Annotated in this window: 13 protein-coding genes; 7 read left to right on the plus strand and 6 right to left on the minus strand. The window is 75.3% G+C overall.

From position 1 onward, the window contains the following. The first annotated feature begins 6 nt into the window (after positions 1-6). From ACSUPR_RS24385 to ACSUPR_RS24400, 4 genes are all read left to right on the plus strand, one after another. On the plus strand, positions 7-2,064 hold the full coding sequence (locus ACSUPR_RS24385; protein WP_436887051.1) for a biotin carboxylase N-terminal domain-containing protein: 2,058 nt from the start codon (positions 7-9) through the stop codon (positions 2,062-2,064). Next, positions 2,061-3,233 carry an acyl-CoA dehydrogenase family protein gene (locus tag ACSUPR_RS24390; RefSeq protein ID WP_436887052.1) on the plus strand — a complete coding sequence of 391 codons (1,173 nt, stop codon included), beginning with the start codon at positions 2,061-2,063 and terminating at the stop codon, positions 3,231-3,233. Before ACSUPR_RS24385 ends, ACSUPR_RS24390 begins: the two co-directional genes overlap by 4 nt. A 62-nt stretch (positions 3,234-3,295) precedes the next feature. Then, the gene (locus tag ACSUPR_RS24395; RefSeq protein ID WP_436887053.1) at positions 3,296-3,901 is read left to right on the plus strand and encodes a TetR/AcrR family transcriptional regulator; all 606 of its coding nucleotides are present in this window, start codon (positions 3,296-3,298) and stop codon (positions 3,899-3,901) included. Between the two features lie 134 nt (positions 3,902-4,035). After that, positions 4,036-4,599, plus strand: coding sequence for a hypothetical protein (locus ACSUPR_RS24400; RefSeq protein ID WP_436887054.1), 564 nt, complete (start codon positions 4,036-4,038; stop codon positions 4,597-4,599). A gap of 223 nt (positions 4,600-4,822) precedes the next feature. Here ACSUPR_RS24400 and ACSUPR_RS24405 read toward each other — a convergent pair whose 3' ends face one another. After that, positions 4,823-6,163 (minus strand): GH1 family beta-glucosidase, encoded by a 1,341-nt coding sequence (locus ACSUPR_RS24405; protein ID WP_436887055.1) that lies wholly within the window; start codon positions 6,161-6,163, stop codon positions 4,823-4,825. A 96-nt stretch (positions 6,164-6,259) separates the two neighbouring features. Then, a complete protein-coding gene (locus ACSUPR_RS24410) occupies positions 6,260-7,579 on the minus strand; it encodes an MFS transporter (protein WP_436887056.1) in 1,320 nt (439 codons plus the stop codon). A 243-nt stretch (positions 7,580-7,822) separates the two neighbouring features. Between ACSUPR_RS24410 and ACSUPR_RS24415 the strand changes: the two genes are divergently transcribed. From ACSUPR_RS24415 to ACSUPR_RS24425, 3 genes are all read left to right on the plus strand, one after another. Continuing rightward, a complete protein-coding gene (locus ACSUPR_RS24415) occupies positions 7,823-8,620 on the plus strand; it encodes a glyoxalase (RefSeq protein ID WP_436887057.1) in 798 nt (265 codons plus the stop codon). Positions 8,621-8,741: 121 nt separating this feature from the next. After that, positions 8,742-9,827 carry an ATP-binding cassette domain-containing protein gene (locus ACSUPR_RS24420; protein WP_436887058.1) on the plus strand — a complete coding sequence of 362 codons (1,086 nt, stop codon included), beginning with the start codon at positions 8,742-8,744 and terminating at the stop codon, positions 9,825-9,827. A 103-nt stretch (positions 9,828-9,930) separates the two neighbouring features. Then, positions 9,931-10,767 (plus strand): ABC transporter permease, encoded by an 837-nt coding sequence (locus ACSUPR_RS24425; protein ID WP_436887059.1) that lies wholly within the window; start codon positions 9,931-9,933, stop codon positions 10,765-10,767. A gap of 89 nt (positions 10,768-10,856) precedes the next feature. On the opposite strand, the gene ACSUPR_RS24430 is transcribed toward ACSUPR_RS24425, so the two are convergent. The 4 genes from ACSUPR_RS24430 to ACSUPR_RS24445 form a co-directional block, all read right to left on the minus strand. Continuing rightward, a complete protein-coding gene (locus ACSUPR_RS24430) occupies positions 10,857-11,492 on the minus strand; it encodes a PadR family transcriptional regulator (RefSeq protein WP_436887060.1) in 636 nt (211 codons plus the stop codon). 93 nt (positions 11,493-11,585) lie between these two features. After that, positions 11,586-13,553: an acyl-CoA dehydrogenase family protein gene (locus ACSUPR_RS24435; RefSeq protein WP_436887061.1), complete on the minus strand. Its 1,968-nt coding sequence runs from the start codon at positions 13,551-13,553 to the stop codon at positions 11,586-11,588. Positions 13,554-13,653: 100 nt separating this feature from the next. Continuing rightward, positions 13,654-13,926 (minus strand): helix-turn-helix domain-containing protein, encoded by a 273-nt coding sequence (locus ACSUPR_RS24440; RefSeq protein ID WP_436887062.1) that lies wholly within the window; start codon positions 13,924-13,926, stop codon positions 13,654-13,656. A gap of 150 nt (positions 13,927-14,076) precedes the next feature. Further along, positions 14,077-15,027, minus strand: a complete 951-nt coding sequence (locus ACSUPR_RS24445; protein WP_436887063.1) for a S66 peptidase family protein — start codon at positions 15,025-15,027, stop codon at positions 14,077-14,079. Positions 15,028-15,097 lie beyond the last annotated feature (70 nt).

The following is a 15,097-nucleotide window of genomic DNA, read 5'->3' on the forward strand; positions in this document are numbered from 1 at the left end:
GCACCCGTGACCACCACCCCACCCGAGCACCCCCGACCCGTCGCCGTCCTGCTGGTCGCCAACCGCGGCGAGATCGCCCGCCGCGTCATGCGCACCTGCCGCACCCTGGGCATCGGCACCGTCGCCGTGCACGCCCCCGGGGAGGAGGCGGCCGCCCACGTCGCCGAGGCCGACACCGCCGTCGCCCTCCCCGTCCCCACCGGGGGCGGCCCCGTCGACGCCTACCTCGACGCCGACGCCGTCGTGGCCGCGGCCCGCACCGCCGGGGCCGACGCCGTGCACCCCGGCTACGGCTTCCTCTCCGAGAACCCCGCCCTGGCCCGTGCCGTCACCGCCGCCGGACTCACCTGGGTGGGCCCCGGCGCCGACGCCATCGAGGCCATGGGCTCCAAGACCCGGGCCAAGGAGACCGCCCGCGCCGCCGGAGTCCCCGTCTCCGCCGCGCTGGACCCCGAGGACGTACGCGCCGAGGACCTGCCCGTCCTGGTCAAGGCGTCGGCCGGGGGCGGCGGCCGGGGCATGCGCGTGGTCCGCGACCTCGCCGAGCTGCCCGGCCGGGCGGCGGCCGCCCGCGCCGAGGCCGCCGCCGCGTTCGGGGACCCCGCCGTGTTCTGCGAGCCCTACGTGGAACACGGCCGCCATATCGAGGTGCAGATCCTCGCCGACTCCCACGGCACCGTGTGGGCGGTCGGCGAGCGCGACTGCTCCGTGCAGCGCCGCCACCAGAAGGTGATCGAGGAGGCCCCCGCCCCGGGACTGCCCGAGGAGGTACGGCGCGACCTGCACGAGGCGGCCCGCGGCATGGCCCGCGCCATCGGCTACGTCGGCGCCGGGACCGCCGAGTTCCTCGTCCCCGTCCGCCCGCCCGCCGGAGAGGAGGGGAACGCGTTCGGCGCCCCCGTCTTCCTGGAGATGAACACCCGGCTCCAGGTCGAGCACCCCGTCACCGAGTGCGTCACCGGCCTGGACCTGGTCGAATGGCAGATCCGCATCGCCGAGGGCGAGCCGCTGCCCGCCGGCGGCCCGCCCGCGCCCGCCGGCCACGCCGTGGAGGCCCGGCTCTACGCCGAGGACCCGCGCGGGGACTGGCGGCCCCGCACCGGCGTGCTCACCGCCTTCGACGTCCCCGCCGCCACCGCCCGGTTCGCGCCGCCCGCCGGGTTCGGGGTGCGCCTGGACTCCGGCGTGGAGGCCGGTGACACGGTCGGTACCGACTTCGACCCCATGCTCGCCAAGGTCGTCGCCCACGGCCGCGACCGCCGCGACGCCCTGCGCCGCCTGTCCGCCGCCCTGGCCGGGGCCCGCGTCCACGGGGTCGGCACCAACCGCGACCTGCTCGTGCGGGCCCTGCGCCACCCCGTGTTCGCCGGGGCCGACGCCCGGCCCTGGGAACTGCACACCGGATTCCTCACCGGGGACCGCCTCACCGCGCTGGCCACCCCCCTGGCGGCCCCTGACACCGAGGAGCTCGCCGCGCTCGCCGCCGCCCTGGCCTCCGCGGAGGCCGCCCGCGGCCGCGGCCCCCTGCCCTCCGGGATCCCCGCGTACTGGCGCAACCTCCCCTCCCAGGCGCACGTGCGCCGCTACACCACCGAGGGCGGGCGCGAGGTCGCCGCGGCCCACCGGACCGTTCGCGGGGCCCCCGTCCCCGAGCGTCCCGGCACCCGCGTCCGCTCGGTCGCGGCCGACCGGGTCGTCCTGGAGGCGGACGGGGCGGCCCGCGCCTTCACCGTCCACACCGCGGGCGACCGGGTCCACGTCGAGACCCCGCACGGGTCGGTGTCCCTCACCCCCGTCGACCCCCTCCCCGCCCCCGAGGCCGCGGTCGACCCCGGGGCGCTGCCCGCGCCCATGCCGGGCACCGTCACCTCCGTCGACGTCGCCGTGGGGGAGCGGGTCCGCGCCGGGCAGACCCTGCTGCGCCTGGAGGCCATGAAGATGGAGCACCGCATCACCGCGCCCGCCGCCGGCGCAGTCCGGGAGATCCCCGTCGCCGAGGGCCGGCGGGTCGCCGCCGGGACACCCCTCGCCGTACTCGACTACGAAGGGCAGGACGACCGATGAGCGGGGCCATGATCTTCAACGAACCCCCAGAGCGCGTGGAGCTGCGGGCCGCCGTCTCCGCGTTCGCCGCCGACTACGGGTCCGCGTACTACCGGGCCAGGGCCAGGGAGGACGCCTACCTCACCGAACTGTGGCGCGCGGCGGGTGAACTCGGCTACCTCGGCGTCAACCTCCCCGAGGAGTACGGCGGCGGGGGCGGAGGCATCGGCGACCTGGCCGCGGTCCTGGAGGAGCTCGCCGCCGCCGGGTGCCCCACCCTCATGATGGTCGTCTCCCCGGCCATCTGCGGCACCGTCCTGTCCCGCTTCGGCACCCCCGGCCAGCGCGCGCGCTGGCTCCCCGGGCTGGCCGCCGGCGAGACCATCATGGCCTTCGCCATCACCGAGCCCGACGCCGGGTCCAACTCCCACCGGATCACCACCACCGGCCGCCGCGAAGGGGACGGGTGGGTCCTCAACGGCCGCAAGACCTTCATCTCCGGGGTGGACGTCGCCGACGCCGTCCTGGTCGTCGGCCGAGTCCAGGACGAGGACACCGGCAGGCTCTCCGCCGCCCTGTTCGTCGTGCCCACCGACACCCCCGGGTTCGAGAAGCACCGCATCGAGATGGACCTGGTCAGCCCCGACCACCAGTACCAGCTCTTCCTCGACGACGTCCGGCTGCCCGCCGACGCCCTGGTCGGCGACCCCGAGGCCGGGCTCCTGCAGCTGTTCGCCGGGCTCAACCCCGAGCGCATCATGGCCGCCTCCCTGGCCTCCGGCAGCGCCCGGCACGCCCTGGACAGGGCCGTCGCCTACGCCAAGGAGCGCACCGTGTGGCGGGACACCCCCATCGGCGCCCACCAGGGCCTGGCCCACCCGCTGGCCCAGGTGAAGATCGAACTGGAACAGGCCCGGCTGATGACCCAGCACGCCGCATTCCGTTACGATTCCGGCGACGACGCGGGGGCGGGCGAGGCGGCCAACATGGCCAAGTACGCTGCGGCGGAGGCGTGCGTGCGGGCCATCGACCAGGCCGTGCAGACCCTCGGCGGCAACGGCCTGGCCAGTGAGTACGGTCTGGGCTCGGCGATCGCCAGCGCCCGGCTGGCGCGGATCGCGCCGGTCAGCCGGGAGATGGTCCTCAACTACGTGGCACAGCAGTCCCTGGGCCTGCCCAGGTCGTACTGATTCGGACCGTGCGGGCGCCCGGCGTGCGGGCGCCCGCACGGCGGTGGAGCGAGGGGGCGAGGGTGGGGACCGCAGCGGAGCGCGAACCCAGGCAGGAGCGCAGCCGGGCCACCCGCGCCCGGCTGCTGGAGGCGGCCGTGGGCCGGCTGGCCGGGCACGGCGTGGCCGGGGCCACCGTCGGAGCGGTCGCCGAGGCGGCCGGGGTGTCCCGGGGTGCCGCACAGCACCACTTCCCGACCCGCGAGGACCTGTTCCTCGCGGTCATGCGGCACATCCTCGACAGCCGGGGTGCGGAGCTGCGCCGCCGCACCGCCGGGGTCCCCGAGGGCCCCGGGCGCACCGAGGCCGTGGTGCAGCTGGCCGTGGACGCCTTCACCGGCGACGACTTCCGCGCCGCGCTGCAGCTGTGGGCGGCCGCCGCCAGCGACCCGGCCCTGCGCGAGAGCGTCATCCCGATGGAGGAGCACGTGGGGCGCGAGTTGCACCGGGCGGCCGTGGAACTGCTGGGGGCGGACGAGTCGCGGCCCGGTGTGCGCGAGGCCGTCCAGGCCACCCTCGACCTGGCCCGCGGCCTGGGCCTGGCCAACCTCCTCACCGACGACACCGCACGTCGCAGACGCATCGTCCGCCAGTGGGCGGGGATGCTCGACGCGGTGCTGGCCGGATGAGGCCTCGTCCCGTGGCCGCCCGCGATGGCGGAGCCCCGAAAGCGGTGTTTATGATCGAAAGCCCGGTCGTCACCGACCGTGCCGGAACATCCCCCGAAGGCTTCGTTCCCACAACAGGAAAAGGCGGTGGACAGGTGAGTGCGGACGCGGGCAGGGACATCCCCACCCTGGCCAGGAATGCGCTGGACGCCTTCGCCGAGAGCGCCGCGCGCCGCAGGGACCGGGACGCGCTCATGGACGAGGCGTTCGCCGCGCTGTTCGACCTCTACCGGGCGACCACCCGTGCGGAGCGGCAGTCCCCGGCGGGCCGCGAGTTCACCGCCACCCTCTCCGAACTGCTGGTCGGCGGCAACAACCCCGACCGGCTCGGCCTGTACGTGGTGCGCAGCCAGACCGCCGCCGAGAACGGCCGCTACGAGGGGTACCGGCCCGCCTGCTGGCGCCGGTCGATGCTCCAGATCCTCGCCGAGGAGTTCGTGCCCTGGCGCGAGTTCCTGCGCCAGGAGGACCTGGAGGCCGTGGTGCGCATCGACGAGGCACTGGAGGCGGTGGCCGGGACCGCGGTCTCCGCCGCCGGCGAGGAGGTGCCCGCCTGGGTGCCGCAGACGCACTGGTGGTGGTGGGAGCCCGCCCGGCAGCGCGGCGAGCAGGCTCCCGAGCGGTTCGACAGCGGCCCGCTGGACGCCGTCGCCGAGTAGTCCGGGACCGCGACCGCCCCTTCGGACGGGCGTGCCGTGCGGTGGCCGTGCCGCCCCGGGCGTCCGGGGTCGGGACGCCCGGAGCGGCGGCCCGCCCGGCCGCGGGCGTGCTCCGGGGGACGCGCTGCACAACGCGCGGGGAGCGCGGTGCCGCTCCGCGGTCGGCGGCGGACCCCGGCGAGGAGGGGGCGGGGCCCGGAGACGCGGGGTGCGCGCCCGGCGGTCAGGCGGTGGGGCCGGGCCCCCCGGTGCGCGCGGCGATGATGTCGCGGTAGCGGGCGAAGGAGTCCTTGGGCGTGCGGACCTGGGTGGTGTGGTCCACGTGCACCAGCCCGAACCGCTGGTGGTAGCCCTGTGCCCACTCGAAGTTGTCGGTGAGCGTCCACACGAAGTAGCCGCGAACGTCCGCGCCCCGCGCGCGGGCCGCGTCCACTGCGGCGATGTGCGACTCCAGGTAGGCGACGCGCTCGGGGTCGGCCACCCGGCCGTCCGCCACCGCGTCCTCGCACGAGCACCCGTTCTCGGTGACGTACAGCGGCGGCAGCGCCTCCCCGTACCGTTCGGAGAGGCCCACCAGGGTCTCGGTCAGCCCCTCCGGGACCACCGGCCACCCGAACGCCGTCGTCGGGACCCCCGTGATCTCGCCCAGTGCGAACGGCAGCCCGCTCCCCTCCTCGGGGGCCAGGACCAGGCTCGGGTTGTAGTAGTTGACGCCGATCCCGTCGGCGCTGCCCGCGATGGCCGCCAGGTCACCCTCGCGCACCCCCGGCACCTCGGCGGCGTCGAACGCCGACAGGTCCGGGTAGGTGCCCAGCAGCACCGGTTCGGTGAACAGCCGGTTGTGCAGGGCGTCGTAGGCCGCCCCCGCCGCGAGGTCGGCGCCGGTGGGCTCCTCCGGGGTGCGCACCGGCGTCAGGTTGTTGGTCAGCAGGGCCTCCAGCCCCCGCGAGCGCAGCTCCGCCGCGGCCAGGCCGTGGGCGAGCAGCAGGTGGTGCGCCACCCGCAGCACCTCGGGTACTTCCAGCGTCCGGCCCGGGGCGTGGATCCCGAACGCGTGCCCGTAGGCCATGTGGACCACCGGCTCGTTCAGGGTGATCCACCGCGGCACCCGGTCGCCCAGGCGGTCGGCGGCCACCGCCGCGTAGTCGGCGAAGGCCCGCGCGGTGTCCCGGGACGTCCAGCCGCCCGCGTCCTCCAGGGCCTGGGGCAGGTCCCAGTGGAACAGCGTGGGGAACGGGGTGATGCCCCGCTCCAGGAGGGCGTCCACCAGCCGGTCGTAGAAGTCCAGGCCCGCCTTGTTCACCGGTCCGGCGCCCTGCGGGACCACCCGCGGCCAGGCGATCGAGAAGCGGTAGGCGTTCACGCCCAGCCGGTCGAGCAGGTCCACGTCCTGCGGCCAGCGGTGGTAGTGGTCGCAGGCCACGGCGGGGCTGTGCCCGTCGCGGACGGCGCCCGGGCGGGCGGCGAAGGTGTCCCAGACGGACGGGGCGCGCCCGTCCTCGGCCAGGGCGCCCTCCACCTGGAACGCGGCCGAGGCCACGCCCCACAGGAACGGTGACGACATGAGGATCCGCCTTTCGTGCGTGAGTGCCCTCCGGGCCGCGGGTCCGGCCGGGGAGGACGGGATCGGGGTACGGGACGGGGTGCGGCGGGGCCGGGTTCAGGCCACCCCCTTGATGCGCCACACCAGGACGGCGCCCAGGAGTGTCAGGAGGCCGCAGACCGTGTACAGGACCGGGTAACCGCCCAGGTGGACCACGATCGGGCCGGCCAGCGCCGGGGCGAGCACCTGCGGCCCGGCACTGGCGATGTTCACGATCCCCAGGTCCTTGGCGCGCCCCCGCGCCTCGGGGAGGACCTCGGTGACCAGGGCGTTGTCCACCGACAGGTAGATGCCGAACCCGACGCCCAGCACCACCGCGCCCGCGACCGTCACCGGCCAGGTCGGGAACAGCGCCACCAGGAACGCCGGGATCGCGCACACCACCCCCGACAGGCACACCGGGCCTCGCCGCCGCCCCCAGCGGTCGGAGAGCACGCCCGCGACCACCGTGGTCGCCACCACCGCGGCCGTGTAGACCAGGATGAGCAGGAGCAGGCCGTCGGTGGCCGAGGAGCCGGGGAAGAGCCGCTCGTAGCCGATGCCGTCGCGCAGGAAGTACAGCAGGTACAGGGTGAACATCGCGTTGCCGGTCTGCATGAGGAACCGGGTCAGCCAGGCCCAGCCGAAGTCCGGGTGGCGGCGCAGCGGGATCCGGAAGCCGCCGAGGAGACCGCGCCAGGGCGGGCGGGCCCCTCGCGGCAGCGGCGGGTCCGGGGACAGCAGCGCGAACGGCAGGGCGCAGGCGATGAGGAGCACGCCGATGAGCGTGTAGCCCGGAGCGACGCGGGTGACGACCACGGTCACCAGCACCACGGCGATCACCACGCCCGCCGACTGGGGGATGCCGACCCAGCCGGAGACCGCGCCGCGCTGGCGGACCGGGACGCGGTCCGGGACGGCGGCCAGCAGGGTCGCGTTCAGCAGGGACAGGGCGGCCTGGACGAGGGACCAGCCGACGAGCACGCCGACGACGGTCTCCTGGCGGCCCAGGGCGATCAGGCCGGCGGCGCCCAGGACGGCGCCGAGCAGCACCCAGGGCCGGCGCCGGCCCAGAGGGCCGGTGGTGCGGTCGGACAGGGCCCCGGCCAGCGGGGTGCCGAGGGTGGCCACGAGGGCGCCGACACCGGTGACCCAGGCCAGGGCGCTCTCCTTGCCCTCAGGGGCGATGGCGCCGACCTGCTCGGGGAGGAGCACCTGGAGGGGCCCGAAGAACGCCATCCACATGCCGAGGTTGGCCAGGCTGATCCCGGCCACCCAGAGCGCGCCGACGGGGGCGGTGGGCTCGGCGAGGGCTTCGGGGAGGGTGGGGGCCGGGGCGGTGGGGCCGGGAGGCGGCCCGGGGGGTTCGGGGGGCGGAGGCGCGGGGGGTGTGCGCACGGATCACCTGCCTAACATGAATGCTCTTCATGTTAGGTGGGTCACAGGTGCCGGGGGAAGTGCGGAAGCGGGGTTCGGGCCGGGCGGGTGGGGCGCGGCGGAGTCCAGGGGCGCGCTGGTCAAACTTGATCAGTGGCCGCGGGCGGGCTAGGGTCGTCCCACTGGTCAAACTTGACCACTCCATCGGGGTCCGGGGCCGGAGGGCTGCAGGCCCCCGGTCGGCGGTGTGGCGAAGGAGGGGCCGTGGGTGCAGGGGTCGGCGGGGGCGAGCGGGGCGCGGACGGGGGCGCGGCGCGGCCGCCGGGCGCACCGCCGGGGGTGCGGGCCAACGAGGCGGTGGTGCCGGTGCTGCCGTGCGCCTCGGCGGAGGAGACGCTGGACTTCTTCCTCTCCCTCGGATTCGAGGTGACCTACCGGCAGACCCGGCCCTATCTCTACCTCGCCTTCCGCTGGTCGGGCGTCCACCTGCACTACGGCCGGGCGCCCGGGGGGCTCGACCCCGCCCGGGAGGAGAGCGGCGGCTGCCTGGTCATGGTCGACGACATCGCCGCCTACCACGCGGCGCTGGTGGCGTCCGCGCGTGCGGCCAGGGGGAGGGTGCCGGTCCGCGGACTGCCCAGGATCACCCGCTACCGGCCCGGTGCGAGCCGGTTCACGGTGATGGACCCCTCGGGCAACATGATCATCTTCATCCAGCGCGACGAACCCGAGGAGCTGGAGTACGGCGGCTCCGAGTCGCTGCAGGGGCTGGCCAAGGTGCTGGACGGGGCCCGCATCCTGCGCGACTTCAAGCTCGACGAGCGGGCGGCCTGGCGCTTCCTCAAGTCGGGACTGCGCAGGCACGGGGCCGAGGCCGTGCCCGTGGAGCGGGCGATGGCGCTGGCCTCGCTGGTCGAGCTGTCCGTGGCGATCGGTGAGCGGGAGCGGATGGGCGGGTGGATCGAGGAGCTCCGGGGGATCGGGCTCACGGAGCAGGAGCGGGTCCGTGTCGGGGAGGTGCTCCGCAACGCGGAGGACCTCCAGGGCTGGCTGTCCGGCTGAGGCGGCGAGGGTCCCGGCCGGGGGTCGGGGGAGAATTCTTGTAATCAAGTTTGACTAGACGTGCGCAGGGAAGTACCCTCCTCCGAGTAGTCAAACTTGATCAGTCGTTCCGGGAGGGACCATGGAGGACCGCGAACCCGCCGTTCTGGTGGCGGGGCTGCGCAAGACCTACGGCGGCACCCGTGCGCTGGACGGCCTCGACATGACCGTGGGGCGGGGGACGGTGCACGCCATCCTCGGACCCAACGGGGCGGGCAAGACCACCCTGGTGCGCACCCTGGCCACCCTGCTGCGCGTGCAGGAGGGGCGGGTGGAGGTGGACGGCCTCGACGTCTCCGCCCGGCCGCGCGACGTCCGCCGCCGGATCGGCCTGCTCGGCCAGCACGCGGCACTGGACGAGGAGCTGTCCGGACGGCAGAACCTCGAACTGTTCGGCCGCCTGTACCACCTGGGCGGCCGTCGGGCCGCCGCCCGCGCCGGCGCGCTGCTGGAGCGGTTCGGCCTGGCGGACACCGGGCGGCGCCCGGTGTCCGCCTACAGCGGCGGTATGCGCCGCCGCCTGGACCTCGCCGCTTCGCTCATCGTCGATCCCGAGGTGCTGTTCCTGGACGAGCCGACCACCGGCCTGGACCCGCGCGGGCGCACCGAGGTGTGGGAGTCGGTGCGCTCCCTGGTGGGCGGCGGCACCACCGTCCTGCTCACCACCCAGTACCTGGAGGAGGCGGACCGGCTGGCCGACCGCATCAGCGTGATCGACGGCGGCCGGGTGATCGCCGAGGGGACCGCCGACCGGCTCAAGGAGACGGTCGGCGGCGACCGGCTCGACGTGGTGGTCGCCGAGCCCGGGCGGCGGGCCGAGGCGGCCGCGGTCCTGGGCGGTCTCTTCGGGGGTGCGGGGGTGATCGGCCATGACCAACTGGTCAAATTTGACCAGTCGGCCGGGTCGGGGGAGGGGACGCGCCGCGTCAGCGTCCCGGTCGCCGACCGGCGCGGGGCCCTGGCCCGCGCCGTCCGGGCGCTGGACGCCGCGGGGATCGAGGCGGAGGACCTGGCGATCCGCCGTCCCACGCTGGACGAGGTCTTCCTCCACCTGACCGGTTCCCCCGCCGCCCCCGCGGGGGACCCCGCCGTCCCCCGGAGCCCGGGCGGCGCTCCGGGGGCCGGGGGCGCTCCCGCCGCCTCCGGCGCACCCGGGGGCGGCGCGTGACCGCCCCCGTCCCGCCCCGGCCCGCGCGGGCCGGGGCGGGGAGCGGCGGGCAGGACGGACACCCGGGTCGCGCCCGGGGAGCAGACGAGGATCGGAGAAGGACATGACGACGACCGACCCGCACGAGGCCCGCATGCGCGAGGAGGGCCTCGGCGACGCCGCCCGCTGGGCGGCCGACTCCTGGACCATGACCCGCCGGGAGTTCGCCCGCTGGGCCCGCAACCCGCTGGGGCCGGTGATCTCACTGCTCTTCCCGGTGATGATGCTGGTGCTGTTCGCGCTCTTCCTCGGCGGGAGCATGACCGTCGCCGGGGGCGGCGACTACACCGAGTTCCTGGTCCCGGGCCTGCTGGTGCTCACCATGGCGTTCGGCCTGGAGGGCACCATGACCGCCGTCACCCGCGACCTCGAGCGCGGCGTGCTGGACCGGTTCCGGTCCCTGCCCATGGCCTCCACCGCCGTCCTGGTGGGCCGCGGCGTCGCCGACCTCGTCGAGTCCGTCGCGGGCCTGCTCATCGTGCTCGTCGCCGGGTTCGCCCTCGGCTGGCGCTGGCACGGCAGCCTGGGCGCGGCGCTGGCCGCGGTGGGGCTGCTGCTCCTGCTGCGCGCCGCGATGCTGGCCTGCGGCGTCTGGCTGGGGCTGGTCGTGGGGCGGCCGGAACTGGTGATGGCGGTGCAGATCCTGGTGTGGCCGGTGGCCTTCACCTCCAGCGCCTTCGCCTCGCCCGAGGCGATGCCGGGCTGGCTGGGCGCGGTCGCCGAGTGGAACCCGATGTCGGCGACCGCCACCGCGGTCCGCGACCTGTTCGGCAACCCCGGGGCGGCGGGCACCTCCTGGGCGGCGGAGAACTCCCTGTTCCTGGCGGTCCTGTGGCCGGTGCTGCTGCTCCTGGTCGCCTGTCCCATGGCCGCGCTGCGCTTCCGGTCCCTGTCCCGCTGACCCCGGCCGCCGCGGACCCGCGCGGCCCGGCCGGTTCCGGACCGGCCGGGCCCCGCCGTGCTCGGGGACCGGGGTGCGCCAGGCCGGGCTCAGGACCCGCCGATGCGCCAGGCCTCCATCAGCTCCGGGTGGTCCTCGGCGAACACGCCCTCGTACGGGTTCCCGCCCTCGCCCGCGAACGAGTGCGCGCCCGCCTCGATGCGCTCCACCAGCCGCCGCGTCCACGCCGACTCCGCGCGGCCCACGGCCAGCCACATGTCCATGATCTCGCCGATGTGCCCCATGCTGTCGGCGTGCTCCTCGGGGATGTAGTGGGTGCTGACCGAGTCCTGCCAGTTCTTCAGCCCCTCCTCGCGGACGCCCAGCAGCTCGACCACCTCCTGCCGGGGCAGGTCCACCATGAACCCGAGCCCGGCCGAGAGCATGTCCCGGCGCTCGTCGTGCGACGACAGCGCCCGCCGCAGCAGCGAGAAGTACTCCTCGGTGCCCGCCGGCGTGATCTCGTACTCGGTGCGGGGCGGCCCGCCCGCCGTCGAGGGGGCCGTCTCGTGTGCGAGGAGCAGGCCCTGCTTGGCCAGCTGCTTCAGCGCGTGGTAGATCGAGCCCGGCTTGGCGTTCGACCACTCGTGCGCGCCCCAGAACTCCAGGTCGTTGCGCACCTGGTAGCCGTGCGCCCGCCCGTGCAGGCGGACCGCCCCCAGGACCAGCAGCCGGATGGCCGACATGCCACACCCTTCCCGTTCCGCACCGGATCGCTGATCAACTTTGACTACTATACGACGGGAGCGGCCCCGGCGTCCGGGACCGCCCCCGGGGGCTCATCCGCGGGCCGGGACCGGGTCGCCCTGACGCGCGTGCTCCGCACCCAGCGCGATCGGCGCCCCCAGCCACTCGTCGCGCAGCCCGAACGCGTTGACCAGCTGCACCGCGTACGGCCGCAGCCCCCGGCACAGGTCGTCCACCGCGCGCGTGACCGCCTTGGTCCGCCCCGTCGACAGCCGCTCGTGCTCCAGGAACCAGGCCCGGTCCTCCTCGATCACCGACATCACGTACAGGTCGCACACCCGGTTCAGCAGCTTGGCCGTGGACTTGTCGCCGCACCGGTCGATCCCGGCCACGAACGCCTCCAGCACCACCCGGTCCATGTGCGCCCGCCCGGCGGCCAGCACGTGGTCCTGGGCGCGGTTGAACACCTCGAACGCGTCGCCGTCCCTCCCGGAGCGGCGCAGCCGGCCGGCGAGCCCCTCGATGATGTGCTTCTCCCGGTCCTCGAACAGCTCCAGGTGCCAGCCCCGGTTGTACAGGTCGGACTCGTCCCCGCGCCCGGGGGAGGCCGCGATGAGCCGGTCGATCAGCGGGATCGCCGCGGTCCGCTCGATCACCGTCTCGAACACCTTGCCCGCCATGAACCGGACCAGCCCCATCGTGTCCAGGTCGCCGAACGTGTCCTGGAAGTTGGTGAGCAGGCCCTTGGTGAGCTGCTGCATCAGGACCGTGTTGTCGCCCTCGAACGTGGTGAAGATGTCCGAGTCGGCCTTCAGCTGCGGGATGCGGTTCTGCGCCAGGTACCCGGCGCCGCCGCACGCCTCCCGGCAGGTCTGGATGACGGAGGTCGCGTGCCAGGTGGCGACGGCCTTCAGCCCGGCCGCCCGCGACTCCAGCTCGCGCTGGGCGTGCTCGTCGCGGCGCGGCGCCCGCGACAGCTCGTGCAGCCGCGTCACCAGCTCCTCCTGCGCGAAGTGCAGGGCGTAGGTGCGGGCCAGTGCGGGCAGCAGCTTGCGCTGGTGCGCCAGGTAGTCGAGGATGCGCACCTCCTGCTCGGGCGCGCCGTCGGTGCCGGGCCGGGTGAACTGGCGCCGGGTGTCGGCGTAGCGCAGCGCGATGGTCAGCGCGGCCTTGGCGGCGCTGCCCGCGCCCCCGGCCACGCTGATGCGGCCCCGGACGAGCGTGCCGAGCATGGTGAAGAACCGCCGGCCGGGGTTCTGGATGGGGCTGGAATAGGTGCCGTCGGGCGCCACGGTGCCGTACCGGTTGAGCAGGTTGGTACGGGGCACCCGCACACCGTCGAAGGACAGCCGGCCGTTGTCCACCCCGTTGAGCCCGGCCTTGGTGCCGCAGTCCTCGATCCGCACCCCGGGCAGGGGGTCGCCGGCCTCGTCGCGGATCGGCACGAGCAGTGCGTGCACCCCGTGCTCCTCGCCGTCGGCGCGCAGCTGGGCGAACACGACCGCCATCCGGCCGTCCCGGGCGGCGTTGCCGATGTAGTCCTTGCGCGCCGCCTCGTCGGGGGTGTCGATCACGAACTCTTCGGTGACCGGGTGGTAGGTGGCGGTGGTCCGCAGACGCTGCACGTCCGAGCCGTGGCCGGTCTCGGTCATCGCGAAGCAGCCGGGCAGCTCCACCGACATGACCCGGGGCAGGTACTCGGTGTGGTGGCGCTCGGTGCCCAGGGCGCGGATCGCCCCGCCGAACAGGCCCCACTGCACGCCCATCTTCACCATGAGCGACAGGTCGGAGACGAGCATCTCGAAGGCCACCACGGAGGCGCCGATGTCGTCCTCGCCGCCGACCGAGGCGGGGAACCCGTACGCGGGCAGCTCCGTCTCGGCCAGCGCGAGCAGCTGCCGGAGGGTGCGTTCGCGGTGCTCCTCCACGGACAGGCCGTACACGGGGGCGTACAGCTCCCCCCGCAGGAGGTCCCGCGCGCGTTCGCGCACGTGCGCCCACCGGCCGTCCAGGAGCCCGCGGAGTTCGGCCTCGTCCACCCGCAACGCCTGTTCGCTCATGTTCTCCCCCTGCTGGTCCTCGTCGACGCGGCCCCCTCGTGCCTACCACCCGTGCGGCCGGAGGGGGTGGGAACACGCCCGGAGGGCGTGCGGTCCCAACCTAACCCCAGGCGCTCACGGGGGTCGCGGCGGCGTCGTCCACACGGCGCAGGAGGTCGTCCAGCGACAGGTCGAGGGCGGCGGCGATGGCGGCGACGGTGAAGAAGGCGGGGGTGGGGATGCGCCCGCCCTCGATCTTGCGCAGTGTCTCCACGGAGATCCCGGCCTGGCGGGCCACGTCCACCATGGTGCGGTCGGCGCGGGCGCTGCGCAGCAGCCCGCCGAGCAGGCGCCCGCGTTCGATCTGGGTCTGGGTCAGCGGCTCTCTCACCATGGCCCCGAGTCTAGACTCCCGCCGCCGGCCGCTCGGGTCCGCGGACGTCCCGCTCCGGTCCGCCGCCGTGCGCCCCGGCCCGCGGGCGCTGCGCCGCGGCCGGGCGGCGCCCGCTCCGCCGAAGCGGGCGCCGGGGCCCGGCGGGACCGGTCAGGCGAGGCCGGGGACGGCGAGTTCCAGGGTGCCGTTCCCGGCGTCCAGGAGGGCCGGGACGCCCAGCGGCACGGTCAGCTGGGCGGGGCAGTGCCCCGTCTCCAGCCCCCACAGCACCGGGACCCCCAGCGGGGCGAGCCGGTCGCGCAGCAGGTCGGCGATCACCCCCGGGTCGGGAGGGCAGTCCGTCCACGTGCCCGACACCACCCCCGCCAGGCCGTCCGCCCACCCGGTCCGCAGCAGGTGGGTGAGCATCCGGTCGATCCGCGCCACGTCCTCGCCGACGTCCTCCAGCATGAGGATCCCCCCGGCGGCCGAGGCCCGGCTGTGCGGCGTCCCCAGCCCGTCGTTGAGCAGGCTCAGGTTCCCGCCGAACACCACGCCCTCGGCCCGGCCGGGCACCAGGGCGTGCGCCCCCGGCGAGGTCAGCACCGTCCGCCGCTCCGGCTCGAACAGGGTCAGGCGCAGCTCCTCCTGCGCCACCGGGTCGCCCACGAAGTACTTGGTGCCGATCACCGGCCCGTGCACCGTCGCCACGCCCAGCTCCACGGCGAACGCCTCGTGCAGTGCCGTGACGTCGCTGAACCCGATCAGCGCCTTGGGTGCGGCCGCCCGCAGCGCCGCGAAGTCGAGCAGGTCCAGGGTCCGGTGCGCCCCGTCCCCGCCCCGCACGCAGAACACCGCGGCGACCCCCGGGTCGCACCACGCCTGCTGGAGGTCGGCGGCCCGGTCGGCGTCCCGGCCCGCCAGGTACGGCAGTACCGGGTGCCGGTCGCGCACGTGCGCCCCGAACTCCACGACCAGCCCCCAGCGGCGCAGCTCCGCGGCGGCCGACTCCAGCATCGGCCCCGGCACCGGGCTGCACGGCGCCACCAGCCGCACCCGGTCGCCCGCGCGCAGCCGCGGCGGCCGGACCCCCGCCGACACGCCCTGGTCGGTCGCTGTCATCGGTTCCGTCACACGTCCCCCTCCGGACATCGGTATCGCGGCGCCCGCCGGTCCGGCGTGCGCCCACCCA

This window comes from Nocardiopsis dassonvillei, assembly GCF_964273065.1.
GTDB classification, from domain to species: domain Bacteria; phylum Actinomycetota; class Actinomycetes; order Streptosporangiales; family Streptosporangiaceae; genus Nocardiopsis; species Nocardiopsis dassonvillei_B.